23 protein-coding genes are annotated in these 25,005 nt (G+C 64.5%); 13 read left to right on the top strand and 10 right to left on the bottom strand.

The window, feature by feature from the left end; translation table 11 throughout:
* Window positions 1-821: 821 nt before the first annotated feature.
* Window positions 822-2,096 (bottom strand): cytochrome P450, encoded by a 1,275-nt coding sequence (locus tag C0456_RS07395; protein ID WP_291050149.1) that lies wholly within the window; start codon window positions 2,094-2,096, stop codon window positions 822-824.
* A gap of 99 nt (window positions 2,097-2,195) precedes the next feature.
* Here C0456_RS07395 and C0456_RS07390 point away from each other — a divergent pair, with 99 nt between their 5' ends.
* Both C0456_RS07390 and C0456_RS07385 read left to right on the top strand, forming a co-directional pair.
* On the top strand, window positions 2,196-2,849 hold the full coding sequence (locus C0456_RS07390; RefSeq protein ID WP_291050147.1) for a TetR/AcrR family transcriptional regulator: 654 nt from the start codon (window positions 2,196-2,198) through the stop codon (window positions 2,847-2,849).
* On the top strand, window positions 2,846-3,022 hold the full coding sequence (locus C0456_RS07385) for a rubredoxin (RefSeq protein WP_035594044.1): 177 nt from the start codon (window positions 2,846-2,848) through the stop codon (window positions 3,020-3,022). The genes C0456_RS07390 and C0456_RS07385 overlap by 4 nt, the downstream gene beginning before the upstream one ends.
* Here C0456_RS07385 and C0456_RS07380 read toward each other — a convergent pair.
* Window positions 3,019-3,795 carry a hypothetical protein gene (locus C0456_RS07380; RefSeq protein ID WP_291050142.1) on the bottom strand — a complete coding sequence of 259 codons (777 nt, stop codon included), beginning with the start codon at window positions 3,793-3,795 and terminating at the stop codon, window positions 3,019-3,021. The genes C0456_RS07385 and C0456_RS07380 overlap by 4 nt on opposite strands.
* An 82-nt stretch (window positions 3,796-3,877) precedes the next feature.
* On the opposite strand from C0456_RS07380, the gene C0456_RS07375 reads away from it, so the two are divergent.
* Window positions 3,878-4,348 carry a PaaI family thioesterase gene (locus tag C0456_RS07375; RefSeq protein WP_291050140.1) on the top strand — a complete coding sequence of 157 codons (471 nt, stop codon included), beginning with the start codon at window positions 3,878-3,880 and terminating at the stop codon, window positions 4,346-4,348.
* Window positions 4,349-4,375: 27 nt separating this feature from the next.
* Here C0456_RS07375 and C0456_RS07370 read toward each other — a convergent pair whose 3' ends face one another.
* The 4 genes from C0456_RS07370 to C0456_RS07355 all read right to left on the bottom strand — a co-directional run bounded on the left by C0456_RS07370 (window position 4,376) and on the right by C0456_RS07355 (window position 8,897).
* Entirely contained in the window at window positions 4,376-5,428 is a 1,053-nt protein-coding gene (locus C0456_RS07370) for a TerC family protein (RefSeq protein WP_291050138.1), read from the bottom strand.
* Window positions 5,429-5,591: 163 nt separating this feature from the next.
* Entirely contained in the window at window positions 5,592-6,896 is a 1,305-nt protein-coding gene (chrA, locus tag C0456_RS07365) for a chromate efflux transporter (RefSeq protein WP_291050136.1), read from the bottom strand.
* A gap of 167 nt (window positions 6,897-7,063) precedes the next feature.
* Entirely contained in the window at window positions 7,064-7,993 is a 930-nt protein-coding gene (locus C0456_RS07360; RefSeq protein WP_291050134.1) for a hypothetical protein, read from the bottom strand.
* A 4-nt stretch (window positions 7,994-7,997) separates the two neighbouring features.
* Window positions 7,998-8,897, bottom strand: coding sequence for a hypothetical protein (locus tag C0456_RS07355; RefSeq protein WP_291050132.1), 900 nt, complete (start codon window positions 8,895-8,897; stop codon window positions 7,998-8,000).
* Between the two features lie 369 nt (window positions 8,898-9,266).
* On the opposite strand from C0456_RS07355, the gene hisS reads away from it, so the two are divergent.
* From hisS to C0456_RS07320, 7 genes are all read left to right on the top strand, one after another.
* Entirely contained in the window at window positions 9,267-10,748 is a 1,482-nt protein-coding gene (hisS, locus tag C0456_RS07350) for a histidine--tRNA ligase (protein WP_291050130.1), read from the top strand.
* Entirely contained in the window at window positions 10,745-11,866 is a 1,122-nt protein-coding gene (locus C0456_RS07345) for an ATP phosphoribosyltransferase regulatory subunit (protein WP_291050128.1), read from the top strand. The genes hisS and C0456_RS07345 overlap by 4 nt, the downstream gene beginning before the upstream one ends.
* Window positions 11,863-12,573: an ATP phosphoribosyltransferase gene (gene hisG / locus C0456_RS07340; RefSeq protein ID WP_291050126.1), complete on the top strand. Its 711-nt coding sequence runs from the start codon at window positions 11,863-11,865 to the stop codon at window positions 12,571-12,573. Before C0456_RS07345 ends, hisG begins: the two co-directional genes overlap by 4 nt.
* Window positions 12,574-12,972: 399 nt before the next feature.
* A complete protein-coding gene (locus C0456_RS07335; protein ID WP_291050124.1) occupies window positions 12,973-14,160 on the top strand; it encodes an aspartate aminotransferase family protein in 1,188 nt (395 codons plus the stop codon).
* A gap of 125 nt (window positions 14,161-14,285) precedes the next feature.
* On the top strand, window positions 14,286-15,125 hold the full coding sequence (locus C0456_RS07330; protein WP_291050122.1) for a thioesterase family protein: 840 nt from the start codon (window positions 14,286-14,288) through the stop codon (window positions 15,123-15,125).
* Between the two features lie 44 nt (window positions 15,126-15,169).
* Window positions 15,170-15,718, top strand: a complete 549-nt coding sequence (locus C0456_RS07325; protein ID WP_291050120.1) for an AAA family ATPase — start codon at window positions 15,170-15,172, stop codon at window positions 15,716-15,718.
* 248 nt (window positions 15,719-15,966) lie between these two features.
* Entirely contained in the window at window positions 15,967-18,597 is a 2,631-nt protein-coding gene (locus C0456_RS07320) for an AAA family ATPase (RefSeq protein WP_291050118.1), read from the top strand.
* Here the strand turns inward: C0456_RS07320 and C0456_RS07315 are convergent, their stop codons facing one another.
* A complete protein-coding gene (locus tag C0456_RS07315) occupies window positions 18,598-19,800 on the bottom strand; it encodes a lipase family protein (RefSeq protein ID WP_291050116.1) in 1,203 nt (400 codons plus the stop codon).
* 129 nt (window positions 19,801-19,929) lie between these two features.
* On the opposite strand from C0456_RS07315, the gene C0456_RS07310 reads away from it, so the two are divergent.
* Entirely contained in the window at window positions 19,930-20,772 is an 843-nt protein-coding gene (locus tag C0456_RS07310) for a carbon-nitrogen hydrolase family protein (RefSeq protein ID WP_291050114.1), read from the top strand.
* Between the two features lie 122 nt (window positions 20,773-20,894).
* On the opposite strand, the gene nspC is transcribed toward C0456_RS07310, so the two are convergent.
* Both nspC and C0456_RS07300 read right to left on the bottom strand, forming a co-directional pair.
* Window positions 20,895-22,022: a carboxynorspermidine decarboxylase gene (nspC, locus tag C0456_RS07305; RefSeq protein WP_291050112.1), complete on the bottom strand. Its 1,128-nt coding sequence runs from the start codon at window positions 22,020-22,022 to the stop codon at window positions 20,895-20,897.
* Between the two features lie 198 nt (window positions 22,023-22,220).
* Window positions 22,221-23,435, bottom strand: coding sequence for a saccharopine dehydrogenase family protein (locus tag C0456_RS07300; RefSeq protein ID WP_291050111.1), 1,215 nt, complete (start codon window positions 23,433-23,435; stop codon window positions 22,221-22,223).
* Window positions 23,436-23,597: 162 nt separating this feature from the next.
* Here C0456_RS07300 and C0456_RS07295 point away from each other — a divergent pair, with 162 nt between their 5' ends.
* Entirely contained in the window at window positions 23,598-23,918 is a 321-nt protein-coding gene (locus C0456_RS07295; RefSeq protein ID WP_291050109.1) for an antibiotic biosynthesis monooxygenase, read from the top strand.
* A 9-nt stretch (window positions 23,919-23,927) separates the two neighbouring features.
* On the opposite strand, the gene C0456_RS07290 is transcribed toward C0456_RS07295, so the two are convergent.
* Window positions 23,928-24,308, bottom strand: coding sequence for a hypothetical protein (locus C0456_RS07290; protein WP_291050107.1), 381 nt, complete (start codon window positions 24,306-24,308; stop codon window positions 23,928-23,930).
* Window positions 24,309-24,652: 344 nt separating this feature from the next.
* Between C0456_RS07290 and C0456_RS07285 the strand changes: the two genes are divergently transcribed.
* Entirely contained in the window at window positions 24,653-24,907 is a 255-nt protein-coding gene (locus C0456_RS07285; protein ID WP_291050105.1) for a GlsB/YeaQ/YmgE family stress response membrane protein, read from the top strand.
* The last annotated feature ends 98 nt before the right edge of the window (window positions 24,908-25,005 follow it).

Genomic DNA, 25,005 nt, shown 5'->3' with positions numbered 1-25,005 from the left:
GGCCATCGAGGGTGACGAAGGGGAGGGGTGTGCCTCCATACACCTGTATCCGGACTGGCGGAGCCATCCGGGGTCGGAGCAGTCAGAGGGCCCCTCAAGTGGAGCCTGCGCGGCGGGCGCCGCGGCGCCCGGATAGAAAAGTGTTTGCGGTGTGGGCGCTTTCGCCCGCCGCGCACTGCCACCGGAGTTTCGGGCAGTTTTCGGGATGACTTCGGCGCTGCCAGGCCTTGACCACTTACCCTCACTCTCGTGACCTCCTGCTTTCACAGAAGGCGGGCCAGTCGGGATTCTCTACCGGCTTTTTGGTCCGGCTTGCCTGGATCAACGTCCCTAGAGAAGCTGCGGGCCGTTACTCCCACCGCCTCCCATCCTCCGGGGCGTCCCTCCCACAAACCGAACGGTACCGGCGCGGCTCCTGTGGGGAGGATAGGCGTGAGTTTGCGCGAGGGAGGGACCCGGGCGGATAAGGTGCCCTCATTTTTCCGCTCATCCCCGCGCCCTTCGGCAAGCTCAGGATGAGGGCGGGGATCTCGCAAGGCGGCGCACACCCGCCCGAGACCCCCGCCTGCGCGGGGGTGAGCGGGGGTTGGGAGAGGGGAGTCTGGGTCCCGGCTTTCGCCGGGATGACATGGGGGAGAGGTGGGAGGTGTTGGATAGGGGGCGTGCTTGTCCTCGCTGAGCCCCACCCCAACCCTCCCCATAGTCATGGGGAGGGGGCAACTCGTGGCATTGGAGAGGTCTGCTTGTCCCACAGAGCAACAGGCCCCCTCCCCATGACTATGGGGAGGGTTGGGGTGGGGTCGCTTTCCCCGAGATGTGTGTCAGCTCATCTGGAAGCGGATTGGCACGGTTTTCGGGCCGCTGACGAAGTTGGCCTGGGTGCGGGAGGGCGTTCCGGCCAGTTCCACGGATTTCAGGCGCGGCAGGAGTTCTTCCCAGAGGAGGCGCATTTCCATCCGGGCGAGGTGCTGGCCGAGGCACACATGGGCGCCATAGCCGAAGGCGACATGCTTGTTGGGCGAACGGTCGACCTTGAAGCTGTAGGGATCCTCGAACACGGCTTCATCCCGGTTGCCGGAAGGATAGGCCAGGAACAGCCAGTCATTCTTCGCGATCTTCCGCCCGGCGATTTCGGTGTCATCGGTGGCGGTGCGCATGAAGTGTTTCACCGGGGTTTCCCAGCGGATGGATTCTTCGACCATTGAAGGAATGAGCGAGAGATCGTTCTTTACTTTCGCGAACTGGTCGGGATTTTCGGCCAGCGCCCACATCGCCCCGGCGGTGGTGTTGGAGGTGGTGTCATGGCCGGCGGTGGCGGCGATGATGTAATAGCTCATCGCTTCGAGATGGCCGAGGGGCTGGCCATAGACGGCGCCATTGGCGATGACGCTGGCAAGGTCTTCGCGCGGGTTCTGGCGGCGGTCTTCGGTCATGGCGTTGAAATAGGTCATGAAGTCGAAGATCGTTTCGTTGATCATCTTCAGCGCGTCTTCTGCCGTGCCCACTTCCTTGCCGGCGCGGTTCACGTCCGGGTCCTGGGTGCCGAAGAGTTCCTGCGTCAGCTTCAGCATGCGCGGCTCGTCAATCGGCGGCACGCCGAGGACTTCCATGATCACGTGCAGGGGGTAGAGGAAGGCGACATCGCGGGCGAAATCGCATTCTGTGCCTTTGGCCGCCATCTGGTCGATGAAGCCGCGGGCGATCTCGCGCACCCGGTCTTCCAGCTTGCGCAGGTTCTGCGGCATGAACCAGGCCTGGGTGAGGCGGCGGTACTGCATGTGGTCCGGGTTATCCATCTGCACGAGGGAGCGCAGGATGTTCGGCTTGCCGCCCATCATCTCGCGCACGCGCTTGTCGCTTTCGATGGTGGTCAGCGTGGCCGAGCGATCTTCATTGTGGAACAGATCGTTCTGTCTTTCGATGTTGAGAATGTCGGCATGACGGGTCACGACCCAGAAGGGGTCAAACCCTTCCACTTCAGCCACATCCAGCGGCGCATTGGCGCGCAGCCAGCGGAAGGCATCATCGACGCGCTTGCCATCGGCATAGGCTTTGGGGTCAACAACATCACGGGCAATGTGTTCAGGTATGGTCATGCTTCTAGTCCTCCCACTTCCGGGTTTTGCGATTACCGGGGTGAGAATGGCTTTACATCAAACTTGCTATACAGCCAACAAGTATGTTACGGGGTGCGTATGTCTGACACAGGCACGAGATCTTCTGCGGCAGCAGGCCGGCTGACTCAGGCCGAAAGGCGTGACCGGTCGGAGCGCGAGCTGCTCAGCGCGGCCATCCGGGTTGTGGGCCAGCAGGGCGTGTCTGCGGCAACCTTTGACGCGATCGGCAAGGAGGCGGGCTTTTCCCGCGGCCTCGTCACCCAGCGGTTCGGCTCCAAGGAAGGGCTGATCCGGGCCGTGATCGCCCGGCTGCATGAGGGGCAGGGGGAGTATCTCGACGCGGCGCGGGTTTCGGACATGGACGGGCTGAGCGCGCTGTGCGCCTTTGTGGACCTCCATTGCCTGGCCATGCGGGAATCGGCAGAGGCGGACACCTATTTCATGCTGCTGGCCGCTGCCGTGGCCGACCGGTTGGAGACGCGCGAAGCGTTTCGCGACTCCCATGAGATCGAGCGGGCGCTGATCCGCGGCTTCATCGAGCGCGGCGCGGCCAATGGCCATATCCGCGCAGACATAGACGCAGATGCCGAGGCGCTGCTGGTGGGCTGCTCGCTTCTGGGAATGCGCATGCAGGCGCTGGTCGATCCGGCTTTCGATCCGGTTCCGGTGCATGGCGCGCTGATCACATCCATCAAGGCCCGGCTGCGCAGGCCGGAGGGGGAGACCAAATGAGCGACGGGTTCAAGACATGGCAGTGCCGCACCTGCGGCTACATCTATGACGAGAAGGAGGGCGACCCGAATGAGGGCCTCGCCCCCGGAACGCGCTGGAGCGATATTCCGGCAGACTGGATCTGCCCGCTCTGCGGCACGCCGAAATCCGATTTCGACATGGTCGAGATCTAGGGCGCCACTCTCTGGCAGGCGCCGGTGGCGGTGTCGCAGTCCATCCGGTCGAGGCTGACAAGATCACCGAAGGGGTTGATCGAGGCGGGGTCGTCTGCCTTCAGCGTGACGGCATAGGCGCCGCCGATGTTTTCGGCGCTGCGGAAGAGGGAGACTGCCGTGCCCACGCACAGCCGGCGCGTCTCGCCCGGCTGCAGCGCGGCCGATTTCAGCGCCGGGGCGGTGGCGATCCACTGGCCCCTGGCGTCATGCAGGGTGAGATAGTAGCGCAGCTTGCGGTTGGCGGTGTTGGTCACCTCGCTGCAGGCTTCCAGATGCGGCGTGCCGCCATGGCCGGTTATGCGCTGGGTGACGCCACTGAGCTGGCCGTCGGTTTGGCCGCCCGGATAGAGCAGGGCGCCGAAGCGGGAATTGACAGCCTTGTAATAGGTGGCCGCCGCCACCCGGCAGGCGGCATTGCTCGCGCCTACCCTGCGGACGGGGTATTCCGCGTCGCAGGCGGCCTGCATGTCGGAGAGGAAATCGGCGTCGCAGCGGCCTTGATCGAGCGCGCCGGAGCGGTAGCAGGCGTCGTGAAACTTGCACGCCTCAAGGAACGGGCCATCGGGCACGATCTTGTCGAGCAGCTTGCGCCCGCCGCAGGCGTCGAGCGGCTCCTGCGCGGCCAGGATCGAGGCGCCGGCGAGAATATCATCCCGCGCCCTGGGCTCCGCCATCGCGGGCTGCGCCGCAAGGCCGAGGAAAACGAGAGAAGCAGCCACCACGCGCATCATGGGAAAAATCGTTTGCGGAACGTTGCGGCAATTTGAAGGCAGGTCTTGCAGGGAAGGCGCAGCCGGGTTTAGGAGCCTGCCCATGACCGACGATTTCAACCGCTATCAGACCACAGAGCTCCCGCCCGGCTATACCCAGCTGGCCTGGCATCGCGGCTTTGGCCGCCAGATCGGCCCGCTGTTCGAGAAGCGCGAAGACGGCACGCTGATGCGCGCCTTCCGGGTGGAGGAGTATCACACCAACGGCATGATGAACGCCCATGGCGGGATGCTGATGACCTTCGCCGACATGGCCTGGGGCGCGGCGGTGGAGAAGGATGACGACACCTGGTGGGTGACCGTCCGCCTGATGTGCGATTTCGTTTCCGGCGCGCCGCTGGGCAGCTTTGTCGAGGGCAAGGGCGTGATCGTCGGCCGGCAGGAGGATGTATTCACCGTCGAGGGCCGCATCTGGACGGGCGACAAGCTGCTGATGCGGGGCACCGGCATCTTCAAGGTCATCCCCCGCCGGGAAGAGGGAAAGCCCTTCGTCAGGACCACAGCGGGCGCCTGACAAAGGGCGTTCTTCAAGGCAGCGCGGTCAACTGCCTGCGTGCGGCTTTTCGGCGCCGGTCTTCCACAGCGAGAAGAGGATCGCCCCGCCCAGGAGCGCGATGGTCAGCATCAGCGACCAGTGCGGCTCAAGATAGGGCACGAGGTGGAGTTCCTTGTAGAGCAGGAAGTTCCAGAAGATCTTGATGCCGATCAGGACCAGCACGGCGGCAAGGCCGTATTTGAGGTATTTGAACCGCTCCACGGCTGCTGACAGCATGAAATACATCGAGCGCAGGCCGAGAATGGCGAAGATGTTGGACGTGTAGACGATGAACGGGTCGCGGGTGACGGCAAAGATCGCCGGCACAGAGTCCACCGCAAAGATGATGTCGACCGTTTCGACCATGAACAGCGCCAGCAGCAGCGGCGTGGCATAGCGGGTCATCTTGCCGGTATCGGGATCAATCTTCCGGATGAAGAAATTGTGGTTGGTGATCTCGTCGGTCACCCGCAGGCGTTTCTTCAGGAAACGGAAGATCGGGTTCTTCTCCAGGTCCAGCTCTTCCTCTTCGGGGCCTCCGCCGGGGACCAGCATCTTGCCGCCGGTATAGAGCAGGAAGGCCGCGAAGATGAACAATACCCAGGTGAACTCGTTGACCACTGCGGCGCCGAGCGAGATGAAAATCCCCCGGAACACGATGGCGCCCAGGATGCCCCAGAACAGCACCCGGTGCTGATATTCCCGGGGCACGGCAAAGAAGGTGAACACCATGCCGATGACGAAGATGTTGTCGAAGGCGAGGGCGGTTTCCAGAAGATAGCCGGTGGCGAACTGCACCGCCGCCTGCTGGTTGAGATTTTCCGGATTGTTGTAGAATTGCGGGTCCGGCTCATAGCCGAAATAGATGTAGAAGCCGAAGGCGACGGCGAGGGACGCAAAGCTCGCCCACATGATCGCGCTCTTTTTCGGAGAGACGACCTCGTCCTTCTTGTTGAGCAGGCCAAGATCGACCCAGAGCAGGAAACAGATCAGCGAGAGGAAAGCGGCCCACAGCCATAAGGGCTGCGCCGCATATTCCACGGTCAGGAAATCAGGCATGATTTGGGGTGCCGTCAAAGCAGTGCGCCGCGTCCGCGCGTGTTGCTTCAAGGTTCCGACATCGCATTTGCCGCCGCAAACGCCAGAGGGGCCCGGACCCGGTTGACGCCGCGCAGGGTAGATCAAGCGCGGGCGCCGTCAACCCTGCGCGCGCGGCCGCCCCTCAGACCCAGAGGCTGAGCAGGCCTGCCAGCGCGCAAGCCAGGACAACCAGAACAATGTTTGCCTTGTAGCGGATGAGGGCAATGGCGGCGCCCGCCGCGATGGCGATGGCCAGCACATCCGGCCGGGCAGGATCAGGCACAGCCAGGCTGCCGCCCCAGGGGAGGGACACACTCACAACGCCGCGAAACAGGACTGCCATCCCGAACACCACGGCCACCTTGGCGATGATGCCGAATACGGCGGCCGTCACCGCCTGCAACATGCCCGCCGCCATGCGGCTGCGGCGCAGGCCCTCCGAAAATGGCGCGCCGGCAAAAATCCAGACAAAGGAGGGCGCGAACGTACACCAGCTGGCCATCAGGGCCGCTGCCGCTGCCAGCCACAGCCCGCCGCCGTCTGCCTGCCAGCCGGCCATGAAGCCGACGAACTGGTTGACCAGCACCAGCGGCCCTGGCGTCGTTTCAGCCAGGCCGAGGCCATCGATCATCTGCGGCGCGGTGAGCCAGCCTTCGGCCTCCACCGCCTGCTGCTGCAGATAGGCGAGCACGGTGTAGGCCCCGCCAAAGGTCAGCACCGCCAGCTTGGAGAAGAAGACGCCGACCCTGGTGAGCACATGATCCGGGCCGAGCAGCAGCGCGGCGGTAATCAGCGGGGCAAACCAGAGCGCGCCCCAGCCTGCCGCCGCCTGCAGGGCTTTTGCGGCGCTGGCTTTTTCAGAAGGGGCGGGCGGGGGCGCAGAAAGAGGCCTTGCTTGCGCGAAGCTGCGCGCGAAGCCCAGGGCGGCGGCAAGGCCGATCACCAGCGGGAAGGGCAGCTGGAACAGGAAGAGGCCCAGAAAGGCCGCCGCAGCCAGGGCGACATCCTGCGGGCCCTTGAGCGCGCGCCGGCCAACCTTCACCAGCGCCTCGGCAATGAAGCCGATCACCGCCGCCTTCACGCCATAGAAGAGGGCCGCCACCAGCGGCAGCGTGCCCCAGGCGGCATAAAGCCAGGTCAGCGCGAACACGACCAGCGCGCCCGGCGCCACGAACAGCAGCCCGGCGATCACCCCGCCGGCCACGCCGCGCAGGCGCCAGCCGGCATAGGTGGCCAGCTGCTGGGCTTCCGGGCCGGGAAGGAGCATGCAGTAGTTAAGCGCGTGCAGATATTCCGCCTCGCTGATCCAGCGCTTCTCCTCCACGAAGACGCGGTGCATCAGGGCGATCTGTCCCGCCGGGCCGCCAAAGCCGAGACAGCCGATGCGGAAGCTCGCCGAGGCAAGCTGGCCGAGAAGGGGGGGCTGTTCCAGGGGAAGGGGTGTCATCGAAAGCCTCGTCACTCCTGGCCCGCAGGCCGGTGAGTGGGGCTTGGGCGCACGCGCCTGACCGGGCGCCCCCGATGGCCCGCCTGGCCATCTAATACTTGGCATTCCGTCATCTTCAAGTTCCCCGGCGCCGGAGAAGGCAAAACCCAAACTCAGCCGGCCCGGTGTCAGGCCTTGGGCTTGGCGGAGCGGCCGGGGCGCATGGATTTCAGCGCCTTGCGCCACCAGTATCCCCGGGGCGTCAGTTTCTGCTGATGCAAGCGTTTCACGATCTGCGGAAAGTAGCGGTCCGGATCGAGCAGGCAGGCCTGATCGAACAGGAAGACGGCATCGAGCAACCGGCGCCCGTAGACCACTTCATGGGCCAGCATGTTGGGATTGAGGAACCAGACCTCGCCGGGCTGAAAGGCAATGGCATGCTTGGGCTGGAAGTGGCCGCCGCTGTCATACCGGTCGCCGAAGGCTGCATGGGTCAGCCGCCGGGTGAACTCGCGCGGATGCTCCCCGATTGTCTCTTCGAGATGACCCTTGTGATAGAATTCCGATGACACATCTTCCAGGCGCCGGCTGATGTTCCAGATGCGGGGGAAGTCGTCGAGATTGACGAAGGCGCGCATCTGGGTGTGGGCATCGGCGTGCTGCGGGCTGTCGAAATGCAGATTATGGCTCAGCATTTCCGAAAGGTTGTAGATGCAGAGCCGCTTGTCATACCGATAGTGCGGGAACAGAGCATCAACGAGCGTGATGAGTTCCTGATTGGCGGCGAGGACGGCTGTTCTGAACTCTTCGGGAGAGACATTGCATGCCGGCAGGAATTCGGCCGCCACATCCCAGGCTGCCTTGCGCGGGGGCTCGCCATGATCGAGTTCCTCGCAGTGGAGCATGATCTTCTTGGCGCGCTTCTCGTTTGGAAACAGGACACGAGAGAGAACCTCCCGGCCGGCATCGAAACGGTAATTGGTCAGAACCAGCAGGTCTCCGCCCTCATACCAGCGCATGAGTTCCTGCTGCCGCTCCAGCCCGGCATTGGCGTATTTCCGGTAGTCGATGAGCCGGATATTGTTTTCCAGGCGCGGATTGATGACGAGCTTTGGCATCGGGTCAGCCTATCCCCATCCGGCGCGGATCGAGCTTCAGGCTCAGCACCTTCTGGTGGTAACCCAGGTATCCGAGTTTTTCGACGCCGAGTTGCCGTATGAGGGCGGGCAGGGCCTCCGTTTTTCTGACATATCCTTTGTAAGGATATTCATAGTGGGCAATGGTCAGCAAATCGCCTGACCTTACCTGATGGGCGACAATTGCGGAATTCGCCAGCCAGACCTCTCCGGGGTTGAAGGTCACGACATGCCTGGGATCATCCGTCGTGTGATGACTGTATCCGAATGCGGCGACGCTCAGGCGCGTATTGAATTGATAATAGTCGTGAAGCACTTCCTCCAGAGAGGCCGTCTCAAACAGGCGGGAGGCATACGCCCGCCAATGCTTCGCAATTCCCCACACCCTTGGAGCTGTATGCAGGTTTGCAAACAGGCGAATTTGCGCCAGCTTCTGGCACCCCTGCAAATTGTCGATGTGCAGGTTCTCGCCGGTTATCCGTTGGAACTTCCAGGTGATCGAACGGGTCCGGAAAGGCAGCGACCCAAACAGATGCTCCACCAAGGCATTCATCTGTCCGTTTACTGACTTCACTTCCCGCTGGAACCGCGCATATCCTTCCGGATCCCCCTGAAAGGGGCCTGTCTCAAACTTGTGCCAGACGGCCTCTCGCCTGTCATGGCCTTTCCACCTCTCCTGCCGCGCCAGGCAGAATTTCTCACGGCCAGGATGGGCCGCTTTTGGCGAGGGGATCGAAGACAGGAAGGCATAGTCAGCGTCGATCCGGGCATCTTCCAGAATGACCAGCTTGCCGCATTCATATGCGGACTGAACGGCTTGAGGATCCTTGATCGAAAGGCGGACTATGTTGTCCGGTATGCGATCGTCGCAGCTGATCTCCGCCATCTCGTTGGCCTTTCCGGGGCGTGCCTGATCCGGGCAATGTCTCTACCCTTGGCCGAAACTGTATCTCTGCGCTGCCGGGGGTGCAACCGCGCCTGCCGGGCTTCTCCCGGAATGGCTTGACTTTGGCCGGCGCGCTGCGTATCCGCCCCGCCAATGAACACAGGCATGCATCCCCATCATCACCCCGCATGACGCGCCGTTGAGGCGCGAACCGGTCCGGCTGCGCCTCTGACAAGTGTTCCATCCCGAGAACCAGACCAGATGCGGCAGGCCGGAACGGGCACGCCTCAGGGGCCTTTGTGCCGCCTTTCCAATCGGGCTGCCTGCGGGTATTGCGGGGCCAGCCGGCAAACAGGATCTGAAGACCCCATGAGCACCAAGGACGCCCAACCTCTCACAGGCAAGGATCTCGCCCGCAAGCCGCGCGGCTTTCCCGACAAGCGCGAGGCCCTGATCCATGCCCAGGCCAGGCTCGTGGAAACGGTGACCGGGGTTTACCGCCAATGGGGCTTTGAGGCGCTGGAAACGAGCGCGTTTGAATATGCCGACGCGCTCGGCAAGTTCCTGCCGGATTCTGACCGTCCCAATGCCGGGGTCTTCGCCCTGCAGGATGATGACGAGCAGTGGATGGCGCTGCGCTATGACCTGACGGCGCCGCTTGCCCGTTTCGTGGCCGAGCAGGGGCAGGGGCTGGGCCGCCCGTTCCGCCGCTATGCCGCCGGCCCCGTCTGGCGCAATGAGAAGCCGGGGCCGGGGCGGTTCCGCGAATTCTGGCAGTGCGACGCCGATACGGTCGGCGCGCCCGGCCTGCATGCTGATGCCGAGATGATCGCGATGGGCGCCGAAGCCCTCCGCGCGCTGGGCATGAAGCCCGGCGAGTTTGTCATCCGCGTCAACACCCGCCGCCTGCTCAATGGCGTGCTGGACGGGGTGGGCGCCACCTCTGCCGATACCCGCCTCGCCATCCTGCGCGCGCTCGACAAGCTTGACCGGCTTGGCCCTTCGGGCGTGGCAGACCTGCTGGGCGCAGGCCGCAAGGATGAGAGCGGGGATTTCACCAAGGGCGCCGGGCTTGGGGCCGAAGAGGTGAAGCGCGTGCTGGCCTTTGCTGAGGCAGGCGCGGACACGCGGGCAATGACGCTCGCCAATCTGGCGAAGGCGACGGGCAGCACCGAAGAGGGCAAGGCAGGGCTGGGAGAGCTGGAAGCGATTGCGCTCGCCCTTGAGGCCCTCGGCGCGCCGGAGGATGACGTCAAGATCGACCCGTCCGTGGTCAGAGGACTGGAATACTATACAGGCCCTGTGTTTGAGGCAGAGCTGCTGCGCGAAGTGACCGGCGAAGATGGCAAGAAATATCGCATCGGCTCCATCGGCGGGGGCGGGCGGTATGATGATCTCGTCGCCCGCTTTGCCGGCGAGACGGTGCCAGCGACGGGCTTTTCAATCGGCATCTCGCGGCTGGCAGCGGCGCTGGCCATCCTAGGCGAGGGCGAAAAGCTCGACGGGCCGGTGGTGGTGCTTAATCTGGAAAAGGACAATCCCGGCATCGCGCTTGGGCTTGCGGCAGAGCTGCGCAAGGGCGGCATCCGGGCCGAAGCCTATATGGGCGCTTCGGGCATGCGCCCGCAGATGAAATATGCTGACCGGCGCAGCTCGCCCGCCGTTGTCATCGTCGGCACCGACGAGATCGAGAAGGGCACGGTTACGATCAAGGATCTGGAGATCGGCGCGCAGAAGGCCAAGGCGATTTCCTCCAATGAGGAATACCGCGAGGCCCGCCCCGGCCAGATCGAAGTGCCGCGCGCCCAAATGGTCGAGGCTGTCCGCCGCATTGTCGAGGCCCACGCATGAAACATGACGCCCTGGTGGCGGTTGCCCGCGCGGTCGTCGAGACGGCCGGTGGCACGCCGGTCGATCCTGACTATGTTCTGCCGGCGGACATTCCGCTGGAGCTTTCCGGCGAAGCCGTGCGCGCGCGGCTCTGCGTGTTCCAGGATTATCGCGGCGCCGAGATGGCAATGCGGCCGGACCTGACGCTGCCCGTGGCGCAGCGCGAAGCTGCCCGGCGCGAAGCGGGCGAGGACGGGGCAAAAACCTATACCTATGCCGCGCGCGCCTTCCGCATTCCGGTGGCGCCGGACGATCAGCTGGAGTTCACCCAGGTCGGCCTCGAACGCTTCGGCCATGAGGCGAGCGCGGAGGCCGACGCGGAACTTTTCGCGCTGATCCACCGCGCGGTGGAAGCCTGCGGCGTGGCGCCTTCCGGCGTCATCATGGGTGATCTGGCGATTTTCCCCGCCTTCATTGACGCGCTCGGCCTGCCCGGCGTAACCGCCGATCTGCTGAAGCGCGCCTTCCGGCAGGAGGGCGGCGTGCGCGCGGTCCTGGACGCAGCCTCCCGCCCGCTGGAGCCTGAAGTGGCGGCGGTGCTGAGCGCGGCAGACCCAGTTGCGGCGCTCGCCGACCTGCTCTCTGAACGGAATATTCCGATGGCAGGCGGGCGCAGCCTTGGCGAAATCGTCGAAGGCCTGAAGGCGCGCTGCGCGGCCATCGAGGCGGGCGGCCTCAGCCAGGCGGCGCGCGAGGTGCTGCTGGCCCTGCGCGAGGTGGATTGTCCGCTGGCGGAGGCGGCCGGAACGCTGTCGGCGCTCGCCGATGCCCACGGGCTTGGCGCCGCTGCCGTTTCGATTGCGGCACTGAAAGCGCGCGCCGATGCCATCCTCACGCGTGTGCCGGCCGCCGCGCAGACCGCGCGCTTCCGCACCGGCTTTGGCCGGCGGTTCACCTATTATGATGGCTTTGTATTTGAAATCCTCGCGCCGGGCCTGGAACTCACCCAGCCTGTGGCGGCCGGCGGGCGGTATGACGGCCTGCTGACGGGGCTTTCCGGCGGCAAGGTATCGGCAACCGGGATCGGCGGCGTCGTGCGGCCAGACCGGATGGTGCGTGTGCGGAGGGCAGGAGCATGAGCCGGATCACGATCGCTGTCCCCTCCAAGGGGCGTCTCAAGGAACAGACCGAAGACTGGCTGGCCAGTATCGGCCACACCGTCCGCCAGATCGGCGGGGAGCGGGGCTATACCGCCGAGATCGAAGGCATCGACGCCGAAGTGCGCCTGCTCTCGGCCAGCGAGATCGCCCAAGGCCTGATCGATGGCAGCCTGCATCTCGGCGTTACGGGCGAAGACCTGCTGCATGATCTGTCTCCGGATGGTCCGGTGGATTTTGAAGTATTGAAGCGCCTCGGCTTTGGCGGGGCAGATGTGGTTGTCGCCGTGCCCCAGGCCTGGTTTGATGTCGACACGATGGCGGACCTGGAAGCGGCGGGCGCGGCCTTCCGCAAGGCGCATCACCGCCGCCTGCGGGTGGCCACCAAATATCTGCGCATCACGCGGCGCTATTTCGCGCAGAAATCGGTGGGCGAATACCGGCTTGTCGAAAGCGCCGGCGCCACGGAGGCTGCCCCGGCCACTGGCACGGCCGACGTCATCGTCGACATCACCACCACCGGCGCCACGCTGCGGGCCAATGGTCTCAAGGTGCTTGATGATGGGGTGATCCTGAAAAGCCAGGCTTCGCTCACGCGCTCCATCCGGGCGCCCTGGAGCGCGGAGGCGGACGCTATCGTAGAGTTACTTATGCGTCAGCCCCGCGCAGAGACAAAACGCCCTCTTTAAAATTTTTTTGGACACATTCTTGACACATCCCCGAAAACGTTGCCGTATGGGTAGGCAAGTTTCTGGGAGGAAACGCTGCAAACGGTGGAGGGGCGTAGCGACCGGGGACGGGGCTACGCCTCTTTTTCATTTCAGGGTCAGTTTTCACGAATTTGGGGATGAAGACCGGGACCAGCAACCGCGATGGTTCAGGGGGAGTCGAGGGGCGTTGTCACCGCGCCGCCGGTCCCGGCTTCATGAATAACAATATGCACTTATCGATAAACGTCAAGCGATATTATCGTTTTTCGATTAAATCGCTGTAATCCTCACCCCCATGTTGACTTGCCCAGCGCCGCGCCGCATGCGTGGCGCCTCAAACCCGCCCTCCGGATCATCGCCGCGTCACAGGAGACCAAGATGGAAGATCCCCGCCAGCACATCCTTCCCGTTTACCGCCCGCCGGAGGAAGTGTTCGTGCAGGGCGAAGGCGCCTACATGTTTACCGAGGACGGGCGACGCTATCTCGATTTCATCGCGGGCATCGCGGTTAATGCCCTAGGCCATGCGCACCCGGCCATGGTCGACGCCCTGCGCGATCAGGCCGGCAAGCTCTGGCATACCTCCAACATGTTCCGGATCAAGGGGCAGGAGGAACTCGCCGACAAGATCTGCCGCGATACCTTCGCCGACCGGGTGTTCTTCACCAATTCGGGCACCGAGGCGATCGAGTGCGCCATCAAGGCGGCACGCAAGTATCACTGGGCTGCGGGCAATCCGGACCGAATCGACATCATCACCTTCACCGGCGCCTTCCATGGCCGCTCCCTCGGGGGGATCAATGCCGGCGGCAACCCGAAATACCTTGAAGGCTTCGGCCCGAAACTGCCGGGGTTCGTGCATCTGGAATGGGGCGATCATGACGCGCTGAAAGCCGCGCTGGCCGCCGCTACGACCGCCGCCGTGCTGGTAGAGCCGGTGCAGGGCGAGGGCGGCGTGCGTGCCATGCCCGAGCAATGCCTCAAGGGCCTGCGCGAGCTGTGCGACCAGCATGGCGTGCTCTTGATGTTCGACGAGGTCCAGTGCGGCATGGGCCGCACGGGCAAGCTCTGGGGCTATCAATGGGCCGCCGACGTGGCGCCCGATGTGATCGCCGCGGCCAAGGGCATTGGCGGGGGCTTCCCCTTCGGGGCGTGCCTGATGATCGAGGCGGTGGCCGAACCGATGCAGCCGGGCAGCCATGGCTCGACCTATGGCGGCAATCCGCTGGCCATGGCGGTCGGCAATGCCGTCTGGGACATCATCTCGAATGAGGAGTTCCTGGCCAATGTGCGGCGCGTCTCCGGCACGCTGGCACAGGGCCTGAAAAGCCTCGCCGACAGCCATCCGGACAAGGTCGACGGCGTCACTGGGAAGGGCCTGCTGACGGGCCTGCGCCTCAAGGCGGACCCGAAGAACCTGCAGACCCTCTGCCGCGATGAAGGGCTGCTCGTGGGCGTCGCCGGCAACAATGTCCTGCGCCTTGCCCCGCCGCTGATCATCGATGACACCCAGGTCCGCGACGCCGTCAGCATGATCGACGCCGCCCTGACCGAGTGGACGCTGTAAGCGCCCCTGCCGGCAATATCGGGTCGTGAAATTTGAAGAGACGGCTACCCTGGGGTGGCTGTCCCTTTCCCTTTCCGGTTGCTAATGTCTGCATCAGGCAGAAACAACAGGGGGAAGAGGGCGTCATGAGCCGAATAGACGATTTCGAGCAGGCCACCCGGCTTGAAAGAGTGGGCGAGACTGTCTGGACCGCGCCGCTGCGGGAGGATTGGGCTCTGTGGGGGCCAGCGGGCGGATACATATCTGCCCTCGCCCTGCGCGCGGCCGGCGAGGCGGCCGCCTTTCCCCGGCCGGTCAGCATGACGTGCCACTTCCTGCGCCCCGGCAAGTTCGCGGCGGCAGAGCTGCATGTGGAAAGCCTGCGGGCAGGGCGGCGCAGCGAGCTCTTGCGGGTTGATCTCAGGCAGGAGGGCAAGAGCCTGCTCACTTGCTCGGTCTGGACGATGCCCGACAGCATGCCCGGTCTTGTCCATGACGCCACCCGTCTGGAGGGGCTGCCGGACCCCGAAACCCTTCCGGCGCATGACGTGCTTGATCCGGCACAGACCACGCCGCCCTTCTTCCGCCGCTTCGACCAGCGCCCCCTCAAGGGCATGCCGCGGGTAGGGGAGGCCTCTCGAGATCCGGAACTGACAGGCTTCTACCGCTTCACCCCCACCGCCACGGCATCTGATCCCTTTGTGGACGCCGCGCGTATTCTGCTGCTGCTCGACACCTTCGGCTGGCTTGCCCAATACCCCGCCCATCCGGAGGAGGATCCCTCGCCCTGGGTCGCGCCGAACATTGACTATCACTACCGTTTCCATCGCCCCACCCGCCACGCCGAGTGGCTGCACATGCGCGTCCGCGCGCCGATTGCTGAAGGCGGCCTGATGGCGACTGATGGAGAAATCCGTGACGCGGAGGGCTATTTGCTGGCCACCGGCGCCTCGCAATTGATGTGCCTGCCGCGTGCAGGCCAGTAATCCTCCGGGGCCGGCGCCTGCGGAGGCGCTTCAGGAGGCCTGCCATGTGCCAAAACGCTTCCCACTGCTTCATCCTGACGGGTGGCCCCGGCGCGGGCAAGACGGCGCTGCTGGAACATCTGGCCGGGCAGGGGATTGCCGTGATGCCGGAGGCAGGACGGGGGATCATCCGTTCGCAGATGGCCATTGGCGGCCGGGCGCTACCCTGGGAAGACCGCGCGCTGTTTGCAGAGCTGATGCTCGGCTGGGAGCTGCGGTCCTTGAGCGCGGCCGCCACATTGCCTGGCCCTGTCCTCTTTGACCGGGGCGTGCCGGATGTTGCCGGCTATCTGACGCTGGAAGAGCTGGAGGTGCCCGCGCATGTCTGGCAGGCCGCCGAGACCCATCGGTACAATTCGCTCGTCTTTCTGGCGCCGCCCTGGGAGGAGATCTTCCACACCGATACCGAGCGCCGGCAGGACTTCGATACCGCCCGGCGAACCTGTGAGGCTATGCGGCGTGTGTATACGGAGCTTGGATACAACCTTGTCGAGCTTCCGCGCGCCTCCGTCAGCCAGCGCGCAGATTTCGTGCGGGCCCGGATCGGCGTTTGAACCTTGTTTTTGCTGAAAAGAAAAAGGGACAGGCTGAGAGAGCATAGCCTGTCCCTGGAATGCGCACGTGCGGTCCCCCCACACTTGCTACTCCGCAATTAGCAAATCTGAGCGCTGCTCGCGTCCGTGCAGATACCTATATTTTGGCGGGCCCTACCCACATTTGAGCTTTCATGTGCGCGGGCCCCGGTTAAGCTCATCTTCTGGCCGGCTTTGGGGAGAGCAGGCTGGGAGGGGAGCAGTCTGCAGTGCTGGTAGAGCGGGAACGGGATTTCGAGCGGCTGGACGCGCTGATCGCGGCGGCGGGCCGGGGGCAGGGGAGTGTGGCGCTCGTCTGCGGCGAGGCTGGCATCGGCAAGACCTCGCTGGTCCGCGACCTGCTGGCCCGCCTGCCCCGAGGCTGGCGCGCGGCCGCTGGCGGCTGCGACGCGCTCTATACGCCCCGCCCCCTCGGCCCGGTGCGCGATATGGCAGACATGCTCGGGCCCGAGGTCTGCGCCCTGCTGGAAAATGGCGACCGGCAGCACCTCTTCGCGGCAATCCTCGACACGATCAGCCGCTCCAACAGTCCCATGCTGATGGTCTGGGAGGATATGCACTGGGCCGATCACGCCACGCTGGACCTGCTGCGCTATCTTGGCCGCCGCATTGCCTTCCTGCCGCTGGTTCTGGTGCTGACCTACCGGGATGATGAAACCGGCGCGCAACATCCGCTGACCCAGGTGCTGGAGGAATTGCCCGCCACGGTGCGCGAGGCGGTTCCCCTGAGCCGTCTTTCGCCCAAGGCCGTCAGCGCCATGGCGCGCAAGGCCGGCCTTCCGGGGGACTGGCTCTATCAGAAGACATCCGGAAACCCCTTCCTCGTCACCGAGATGCTGGCAGCCGGGCGGGGCGCTGCCGACAATCTGCCCGGATCCATCCGTGAGGCCGTTACCGTCCGCCAGGGACAGCTCTCGGGCGGGGCGCGCGAATTGCTGGAACTGATCAGCGTCATCCCAGCCGCCGTCCCGCCTTCGCTGCTGCTCCAGCTTGGCGGCGAGGAGGCCCTGGCGCTGGCCGGAGAGCTGACCGACAGCGGCATCCTTCAGGCCTCCACTGCCGGCGATATCCGCTTCCGGCACGAGATCGCGCGCACCGCCACGCTCGAGCGGATTCCGGCCAAGGTCCGGCGCAGCCTTCATGTCCGTATACTGGAAGCCCTGCGCGCGCAGGGGGCAGACGCGCCGCTGGATCAGATGGTCCACCATGCGGCGGGCGCGCTGGACGGGGCGGCCGTGCTGGCGATTGCGCCCGAAGCGGCAGAGCGGGCCGCCGCCAGCGGCGCCCACCGCGAAGCGGCTGCCCATCTGGGTACGGCGCTTCGCTTCGTTGAAGAGGCAGACCCCGAAACCGCCGCGCTGCTGCATGAGCGCTGGGCCTATGAGAGCGCCCTTGCCGCGCCGATCGATGAAGACGTGCTCGACGCCCGCCGTCATGCCATCACGCTCTGGCGCGTGCTGGGCCGGCAGGACAAGGTGGGCGAAAACCTTCGCTGGCTTTCGCGGATGCACTGGTATCGCGGCGAGGCGCTCGAGGCCGCGCGGCTGGCCGACCAGGCCATCCGTGTACTGGAAAGCATTCCCCCTTCCGCCGAACAGGCCATGGCCTATTCCCTGCGGTCGCAGCTGCACATGCTGAACGACCAGATGGAGGACGCCGTCTATTGGGGCGAGCGCGCCCTGGCGCTGGAAGCAGACTTTCCCCGTCCCGATCTGCGCGCCCACGCTCTTAACAATATCGGCACGGCGCTGGCCTTCCGGGGGCGGACGGAAGGAGAGGCGCTGCTGCAGGAAAGCCTCGACATATCCCTCGCCAACAACCTGCATGAACACGCCGCCCGCGCCTATACCAACCTTGCCGAATATGCCGTGGAGTTCCGCAAGTTCGAGCTTGCCGAGAAGGTGATCGCCGAGGGTGTTGCGTTTGACATCGACCATGATCTCGACGCCTGGACGCTTTATCTCTCCGGCCGCCTGGCGCTGTTGCGGATGGAGCAGGGGCGGCTGAAAGACGCCGTCACGCTGGCGGCCTCCGTCACGGATCGCGAGCGGCTGACCCTGGTCGTTCGCCTGCCGGCGCTCCTGGTGCAGGCGCGGGCGGCCATGCGCCTGGCGGCCCCCGAAGCTCCGCGCCTGATGGAGCAGGCCTATGCCGATGCGATGGCGACCGATGAGTTGCAGCATATCGTGCCCGCGCGGCTGACGCTGATCGAACATGCCTGGCTCTCCGGCAATCCCGGCCTGGCGGGCGAACATCTTGACGCCCTCTTCGCCCTGTCGGACGGGGATCGCCATCCCTGGAATATCGGGGAGCGGGCCGTCTGGGCGCGGCGCCTTGGCCGGCAGGTGCCCGGTCTCTCACCCGAGACACTGCCCGAACCCTTCCAGCTTGAGCTGGCGGGGGAGATCGCGCGGGCGTCCGGCGCCTGGAAAGCGCTGGGCATGCCCTATGCTTCTGCAATCGTCCGTCTGCAGAGTGAGGATGTGGAACTGCTTGGCCAGGCCGTGCATGACCTTCAGGGCATGGGCGCAGAGGCGGGCGCTGCCTTTGCCCGGCGGCGCGCCGCAGAGATGGGCGTCACGCGCAGCCTGCCGCGCCCCCGCCGGGGCACCTACAGCGCGGCCCGCGATCATCCCCTCGGTCTCACCCGCCGCGAGCAGGATGTGCTGCGCCTGATCGTCCGGGGCTGTTCCAACCGCGAGATTTCCGAAGAACTCGGCCGCTCGCCGCGCACGGTGGAGCATCATGTCTCATCGGTCCTCTCCAAGCTCAACGCCCAGAACCGGATGGCCGTCATGCTGCGTGTACAGAACGATCCCTGGCTGCTCGGAAACGGGTGATCATCTGGGGCAGACCTTCGGCGCGGGCGTTCCGTCAAACCGGGCGCGCGTCCATTTGATCAGGATCGGCGCGGTCGGCGCATCCGGCGCCACGATGGAGGCATGGTCCAGCGTGTCAAACTGCTGATAGTCGATGGTTTCGCCCGCCGCGCAGCGCTCGCGCGCATAGCCGGCCTGCATCTTGGCGCTCACCACATCGTCGCGCCGCCCCTGCAGGATCAGCACCGGCGCGCCGAGTTTCCGGCTGGGGATGTTCTCGGCCAGCTTCCGGCGGAAACTCGTGCCCGTCTCCCCGCCCCGGAAGATGGAGCCTTCGGTGAACTTCTCTGCCAGCAGCACCGGCACCACCACGCGCGCATCGGCAAAACAGCGCTCGGCAATCTCCTTCGCCTGCCAGCGGGCCTGGTCGTGCACGATGCCGCTGAAATAGAGATCGGGATAGGTGTCGGCATAGGCGCGCGCCGCGAAGGAGGAGAATATCCGGCCCATCGGGGTTGCTTCCGTTTCGGCCAGAATGGCCGGAATATCCGTTGCCGGAGCAAGCGCGGCGATGCCCTTGACCTGCAGTTCCGGGGCGTAGCTGCGCGCCAGGATACCGCTCCAGAGCGCGGCATGCCCCCCCTGGGAGTGGCCCCAGATCACGGTTTCCAGCGACAGGGTCAGCTCTGAAAGGTCATGCGCGGCCCGCGCCGCGTCCAGTACCGAGCGGGCTTCCCCGTCGCCGATCAGATAGGGGTGGGGCCCCGGCGTCGTCAGCCCGGCATAATCACTCGCCACATACACCCAGCCTTCTTCCAGCAGCGCGCCAAGGGCGGGCACATCGGCAAAGGGGTTTGCCTGCATCGAGGCGCCACAGCCGGGCGCGGCGCCCAGCGTGCCATGCGCCCAGAGGATCACCCGCCGGGGCGCCGTCATGTCTTCCTGCGGCTTCCACATCACGATGGCGCTGGCTGTGGCCGGCGCGCCCCCGCTCAGCGTTGTGGTGTAAAGGATGCGGCGGGCAACCGCGCCTTTGGGCACGCTGCGCTTGTAGGGCTCAGATTTCAGCAGATGCCCTGGCCCTGTGCCGGCCGCCACCTCCGCCTTAAAGAACTTCCCCGGCGCGGGCGGATAGGACCAGAACCAGACGCCAAGGACAATCAACAGGACAAGGAGGATCAGCCCCACCACACCCCTGCGCGCGAGTTTCACCCAGCCGGGCATTGTCTGTCCCCCAACGGCTCCACACTGTGCAGCCTGCGTCAAATTACCAGAACCCGCCGCGCCCCGCCAGCGCTGCTTTAGCCTCCGGGGCGCTGGCGGGGCAGCCTCCGGCGCGCTAGTCTGGCGCTCATGAAACTGACCGCTGCCTGTATCCAGATGCGCTCGGGCACCGAGCCTGCCGCAAACCTCGCCGCCGCCACCGCGCTTATCCGGCAGGCTGCCGGGCAGGGGGCGCGCTTCATCGCGACGCCGGAGATGACGAACCTCCTCGACATCCGCCCCGGCATGGCGCGCCCGAAAGTGCGAAGCGAAGCAAGCGATGAAAACCTGCCTGCCTTTTGCGCACTCGCCGCCGAACTTGGCATCACGCTGCTCATCGGCTCGCTCGCGATTGCGCTGGAAGACGGCGCGGATGACCGTTTCGCCAACCGTTCCTTCCTCATCGGGCCGGATGGCGGCGTCATCGCCCGCTATGACAAGATCCACATGTTCGATGTGGAGGTTGGCGACGGCCAGAATTACCGGGAAAGCCGCGCCTATCGCCCTGGCGAAACCGCCGTGCTCGCCGCCGCGCCCTTTGGAAAGCTCGGCCTCACCATCTGCTATGATGTCCGCTTCCCGCATCTCCACCGGGCGCTCGCCAAGGCGGGCGCTGACATCCTCGCCATTCCTGCCGCCTTTACGAAGGTGACGGGTGAGGCCCACTGGCACATCCTCGTCCGCGCGCGTGCCATCGAGACGGGCTGCTTCGTCATCGCCCCGGCGCAAGCCGGAAAGCACGAAGACGGCCGCGAAACCTTCGGCCATTCCCTCATCGTCTCGCCCTGGGGCGAAGTGCTGGCAGAGGGCAGCGCGACGGAGCCGGGCATCGTGATGGCGGAGCTTGATTTGGAAGAGGTCGCCAAGGCGCGCGCGCGGATTCCGGCGCTGGGCAATAGCCAAGTGTTCCGTGTCGAGAGGGCCGGATTTTAGCGAATCTCCGTGTCATCCCGGAATTTGCGAAGCAAATATCCGGGACCTTCTCTCCGCAAATCTCAGCAAGGTCCCGGATAAGCGCTGCGCGCTTTCCGGGATGACACGCTTAAGCTTCCGCCCTATCGCCCCAGCCGCCGCCGGAATTCGCCATAGCCGAAGTCGGAGACCTGCTCGATCCGCCCGTCTTCCCAGCGGATGGCGAGGTTGGCGAGCGGGGTGCCGTTGAAGGTGTTGGTCTTGACGAAGCTGTAATGCATCTGGTCGGTGAAGATGATCTGGTCGCCCGGTTCCAGTTGTTTCTCGAAGGAATAATCCCCGATCACATCGCCGGTCATGCAGGTCTTCCCGCCGAAACGATACGTATGCGGAAGCTCGCCCGGCATCCCCGCGCCGATCACATCGGGGCGGTAGGGCACTTCCAGAACATCCGGCATATGGGTCGAGGCGGACGCGTCCAGAATGGCCAGGTCCATCTCGTTCCAGTGCAAAGCCAGAACGGTCGAGTGCAACTCGCCGGTGTTCACCACCAGCCCCGCGCCCGGCTCCAGGATCACCTCGATCCCGAACCGCGCCTTGAATTTGAGGATGGCCGCGATCAGCGCATCGACATCATAGCCCGGCTTGTTGAGGAAATGCCCGCCGCCGAAATTCACGGCCTTTGCCTGTTCGAGGTAAGGCGCAAACTTTTCCGACACCGCCTCGATCAGGCCGACCGAGCCCTCATGAAGGCTCTCGCAGAGGGCATGGACGTGAAAAATGTCGACGCCCGACCAGTTCACCTGCGCCAGCTTTGAGGGCACTTCTCCAAACCGGCTCGTCGGCGCGGTCGGGTTATAAAGGTCTCCGCCCAGCGTGGCATTGGAATAGCCGGGGTTTACACGCAGGCCCACATGCGCGCCCGCGTCCCGCGCGATATCGCCAAACCGGCCAAGCTGCTCGGCCGAATTGAAATAGATGTGCTGGGCAATTTTCGTCAGACGGCGGACTTCATCTTCGGTGTATGCGGGCGAATAGACATGCACCTCCTTGCCGAACTCCTCCGCGCCCATGATCGCTTCCTGCTCGCCGCTGGCGGTCGTCCCGTCGAGATAGTCCTTCATCAGGGGGAAGGCGGCGGGCATCGCAAACGCCTTGGTGGCCAGCAGCACCTTGCAGCCAGCCTCCTCGCGCACGCGCTGGGCCGTCTCCAGGTTCTTCCGGAGGCGGGCGGCGTCGAGCACGAAGCAGGGGGTTTGGATATCGGTCATGTCAGAAGGCCCTCACCTCCCACGCCCTTCGGGCGCGGGTCCCTCCTCTCCCGCAAGCGGGAGAGGGGTAATGTTGCGTTTGAGATGGCGTGGTGAAAACCCCTCTCCCTCCGGGAGAGGCTGCGAAGGACGGCGTTTGCACTGCAAACGGTCCGAGCAGGCCCATCGCGCAGCGATGGGAGGTGAGGGGCGCCGAGTTCAGGTCACCACCTCAAACAGCTCGTCCTGATCCCCCGGCTTGATGTCGATGATCGTCGTTGGCAGGCCGCGCTCGGCCACATCATCCAGGAAGGGCTTCGACGGGAACTCCTCGACGTTGAACACGCCGGGGCCTTTCCAGATGCCACGGAAGAACATCGCCGCGCCGGATACCGGCGGCACGCCGGTCGTGTAAGAAACCGCCTGCGCGCCAACTTCCTTGTTGGTCTCGGCATGGTCGCAGACATTGTAGAGCATCTTGGCGATCTTCTCGCCATTCTTCACGCCACGGACGATCACGCCGATGCTCGTCTTGCCCGAATAGTTTTCGGCAAGGGAGGAGGGCGGCGGCAGAAGGTCGCGCAGGAACTCCATCGGAATGATGTCCATGCCCTTATGCTTGATCGGCTCGAGGCTGATCAGGCCTATGGATTTGAACACTTCCAGATGCTTGATGTAGGCGTCGCCAAAGGTCATCCAGAAGCGGATCTGCTTCAGGCCACGGATGTTCTTCACAAGGCTTTCTTCTTCCTCATGATAGATGAGGTAAGAGGCGCGCGGGCCGACTTCGGGATAGTCCACCATCGTCTTGATGCTGAGGGCCGGGATCTCGATCCACTCGCCATTCTTCCAGTATTTGCCGTCCTGGGTCACTTCGCGGAGGTTGATCTCCGGATTGAAGTTGGTGGCAAAGGTCTTGCCATGGTCGCCGGCATTGCAGTCCACAATGTCGATATAGTGGATCTCGTCGAAGAGGTGCTCCTGCGCATAGGCGCACCAGATGTTCGAGACGCCGGGATCAAACCCGCAGCCGAGAATGGCGGTGAGGCCGGCTTCCTTGAACTTGTCCCGATAGGCCCACTGCCAGGAATATTCGAACTTCGCCACTTCGCGCGGTTCGTAATTGGCCGTGTCAAGATAGTTCGTGCCCGCCTCAAGGCAGGCGTCCATGATCGGCAGGTCCTGATAGGGCAGGGCCATGTTGATCACGAGGTCGGGCTTCACCTTCTTGATGAGCGCAACCGTGGCGGCCACGTCATCGGCGTCGACCTGCGCGATGTCGATCGGCGTCACGCACTCCCTGGCCACCTTCTCGCAGCTTTCGATGCGGCGCGAGGCCAGGGTGATGTGCTTGAACGTATCGCGGTCCATCGCGCATTTCTTGGCGACGACCGAACCGGCCGCGCCGGCGCCGATGATGAGAACTCTGTCCATATCTGGGCTAACTCCCGGAAAGGGTTGAAACTGTGCGCCTCCCTTAGGGCACTTTGCCGCCGGATGCTAGCTGGCGCGGCGCGGGGAGGGTGCTAGATAGGGGCGCCTATGGCGTGCCACAATGACAGCCATGTGAAGGGGCCAGAGGAGGGGGACACCGCCATGATCGCCACAACACCTGAAGCGCCCTATTGGGCCGTCATCTTCACCGCCATCTTCTCCGGCCGGGAGGAGGCGGAATATACTCGGATGGCCGAAGAGATGGTCACCCTCGCCCACAAGATGCCGGGCTTTCTGGGATACGAGTCCGCGCAAGGCGAGGGCGGGTTGGAAATCACCGTTTCCTATTGGGAGAGCGAAGACGCCATCCGCGCCTGGAAACGCCACGGCGACCACATCACCGCCCAGAAACGGGGCCGCGAAGCCTTCTATTCGGCCTATACGATCCGCGTCGCCAAGGTGGAGCGCGCCTACGGCTTCTGAAGGCGGAGGTCAGCCGTTCGCGATCGTGTCGAGAAATTCGTCGATCGACATCCAGACGCCCATGATCTGGCCGGGGCCGGAGGAGAGCGCAATGCGCTGGGGCTGCTCTCCGTAGGTCCGGCGCAGGAACTGCTCGAAGGCAGCCGTAAACTCGGCAGGCGAGGACAATGCGTCATTGGACGGCATTTCGGCGACGAGGTGTGCCAGAAACTCTTCCATCAATATGTCGCCGGCCGCGCGGTTGCCCACCAGCAGGCCCGCGCAGGCCCTGAGGCTCGGCAGACAATGCTGGGCGCAGTCGGCAAAGGAGCCGAAACGCCTGCCATCATTGCGCAATTCATGCCATCTGAAGTTGCGGGCAAGCGGCAGAGGGGCCCTGTGCGCGGTCATCCCGTACTCTCCATTATCGACCGCAGCTTGCCAGGCGCGATCTGTTTGCCATCAAGCACAAATCGGGAGTGGTCCTTTCTCTGGGGCATGAGCTGTGATCCTTCTGTTCGGATTGTTCCCAATACAAAAACGTCTCAGGAGGCGGCGGGTTCCCTTTTTTTTGCATTTCAGAATTGAAAACCGCCCGCCCTGTGCCCGGGCGGGTACAGGGGCCGGCGCGTTGCTTTTTGCTTTCCGGGGCCGCCGGATCAGGCGTATGCTTTCCCCAAGGGCAGCCCCAAAGGCGGCCCGAACACGGCGCAGCGGCTCAACCCGGGTCCTGCGCAATGGGAAGGAGACCCAGAGTGACCCTTGAAAGCATTATTATTTTTCTGTTGATCGGGGCGGTTGCCGGCTGGCTGGCCGGGCTGATCGTCAAAGGCTTCGGCTTCGGATTGATCGGCAATATCATCATCGGAATCATCGGCGCCTTCATCGCGGGATATATCTTTCCGGCCCTGAATGTCAGCCTGGGAACCGGTATTGTCGCGGCGATCCTGCACGCCACCATCGGGGCGGTGATTCTGCTTCTGGTTGTGAGGGTCATAAAGCGCGCCTGAAGGCGCGTGCCTCAGCGCCGCCCATCCGGCCAGTCCGGCTGGGCGGCCGGGCCCAAACCGGCCCGGCCAACAAACGCTGGCGATCCTGCGAAAAACGC

This window comes from Hyphomonas sp. (genome assembly GCF_013823385.1).
In the GTDB taxonomy this organism is placed as follows: domain Bacteria; phylum Pseudomonadota; class Alphaproteobacteria; order Caulobacterales; family Hyphomonadaceae; genus Hyphomonas.
The sequence above is the reverse complement of the archived record's forward strand: the minus strand, read 5'-3'. Positions and strand labels throughout refer to the sequence as shown.

Bases quoted from the DNA above. Each gene is read 5' to 3' on its own strand.
- C0456_RS07395 (WP_291050149.1), bottom strand. From the start codon at position 2,096: ATGACCATACCTGAACACATTGCCCGTGATGTTGTTGACCCCAAAGCC.
- C0456_RS07390 (WP_291050147.1), top strand. From the start codon at position 2,196: ATGTCTGACACAGGCACGAGATCTTCTGCGGCAGCAGGCCGGCTGACT.
- C0456_RS07385 (WP_035594044.1), top strand. From the start codon at position 2,846: ATGAGCGACGGGTTCAAGACATGGCAGTGCCGCACCTGCGGCTACATC.
- C0456_RS07380 (WP_291050142.1), bottom strand. From the start codon at position 3,795: ATGATGCGCGTGGTGGCTGCTTCTCTCGTTTTCCTCGGCCTTGCGGCG.
- C0456_RS07375 (WP_291050140.1), top strand. From the start codon at position 3,878: ATGACCGACGATTTCAACCGCTATCAGACCACAGAGCTCCCGCCCGGC.
- C0456_RS07370 (WP_291050138.1), bottom strand. From the start codon at position 5,428: ATGCCTGATTTCCTGACCGTGGAATATGCGGCGCAGCCCTTATGGCTG.
- chrA (WP_291050136.1), bottom strand. From the start codon at position 6,896: ATGACACCCCTTCCCCTGGAACAGCCCCCCCTTCTCGGCCAGCTTGCC.
- C0456_RS07360 (WP_291050134.1), bottom strand. From the start codon at position 7,993: ATGCCAAAGCTCGTCATCAATCCGCGCCTGGAAAACAATATCCGGCTC.
- C0456_RS07355 (WP_291050132.1), bottom strand. From the start codon at position 8,897: ATGGCGGAGATCAGCTGCGACGATCGCATACCGGACAACATAGTCCGC.
- hisS (WP_291050130.1), top strand. From the start codon at position 9,267: ATGAGCACCAAGGACGCCCAACCTCTCACAGGCAAGGATCTCGCCCGC.
- C0456_RS07345 (WP_291050128.1), top strand. From the start codon at position 10,745: ATGAAACATGACGCCCTGGTGGCGGTTGCCCGCGCGGTCGTCGAGACG.
- hisG (WP_291050126.1), top strand. From the start codon at position 11,863: ATGAGCCGGATCACGATCGCTGTCCCCTCCAAGGGGCGTCTCAAGGAA.
- C0456_RS07335 (WP_291050124.1), top strand. From the start codon at position 12,973: ATGGAAGATCCCCGCCAGCACATCCTTCCCGTTTACCGCCCGCCGGAG.
- C0456_RS07330 (WP_291050122.1), top strand. From the start codon at position 14,286: ATGAGCCGAATAGACGATTTCGAGCAGGCCACCCGGCTTGAAAGAGTG.
- C0456_RS07325 (WP_291050120.1), top strand. From the start codon at position 15,170: ATGTGCCAAAACGCTTCCCACTGCTTCATCCTGACGGGTGGCCCCGGC.
- C0456_RS07315 (WP_291050116.1), bottom strand. From the start codon at position 19,800: ATGCCCGGCTGGGTGAAACTCGCGCGCAGGGGTGTGGTGGGGCTGATC.
- C0456_RS07310 (WP_291050114.1), top strand. From the start codon at position 19,930: ATGAAACTGACCGCTGCCTGTATCCAGATGCGCTCGGGCACCGAGCCT.
- nspC (WP_291050112.1), bottom strand. From the start codon at position 22,022: ATGACCGATATCCAAACCCCCTGCTTCGTGCTCGACGCCGCCCGCCTC.
- C0456_RS07300 (WP_291050111.1), bottom strand. From the start codon at position 23,435: ATGGACAGAGTTCTCATCATCGGCGCCGGCGCGGCCGGTTCGGTCGTC.
- C0456_RS07295 (WP_291050109.1), top strand. From the start codon at position 23,598: ATGATCGCCACAACACCTGAAGCGCCCTATTGGGCCGTCATCTTCACC.
- C0456_RS07290 (WP_291050107.1), bottom strand. From the start codon at position 24,308: ATGACCGCGCACAGGGCCCCTCTGCCGCTTGCCCGCAACTTCAGATGG.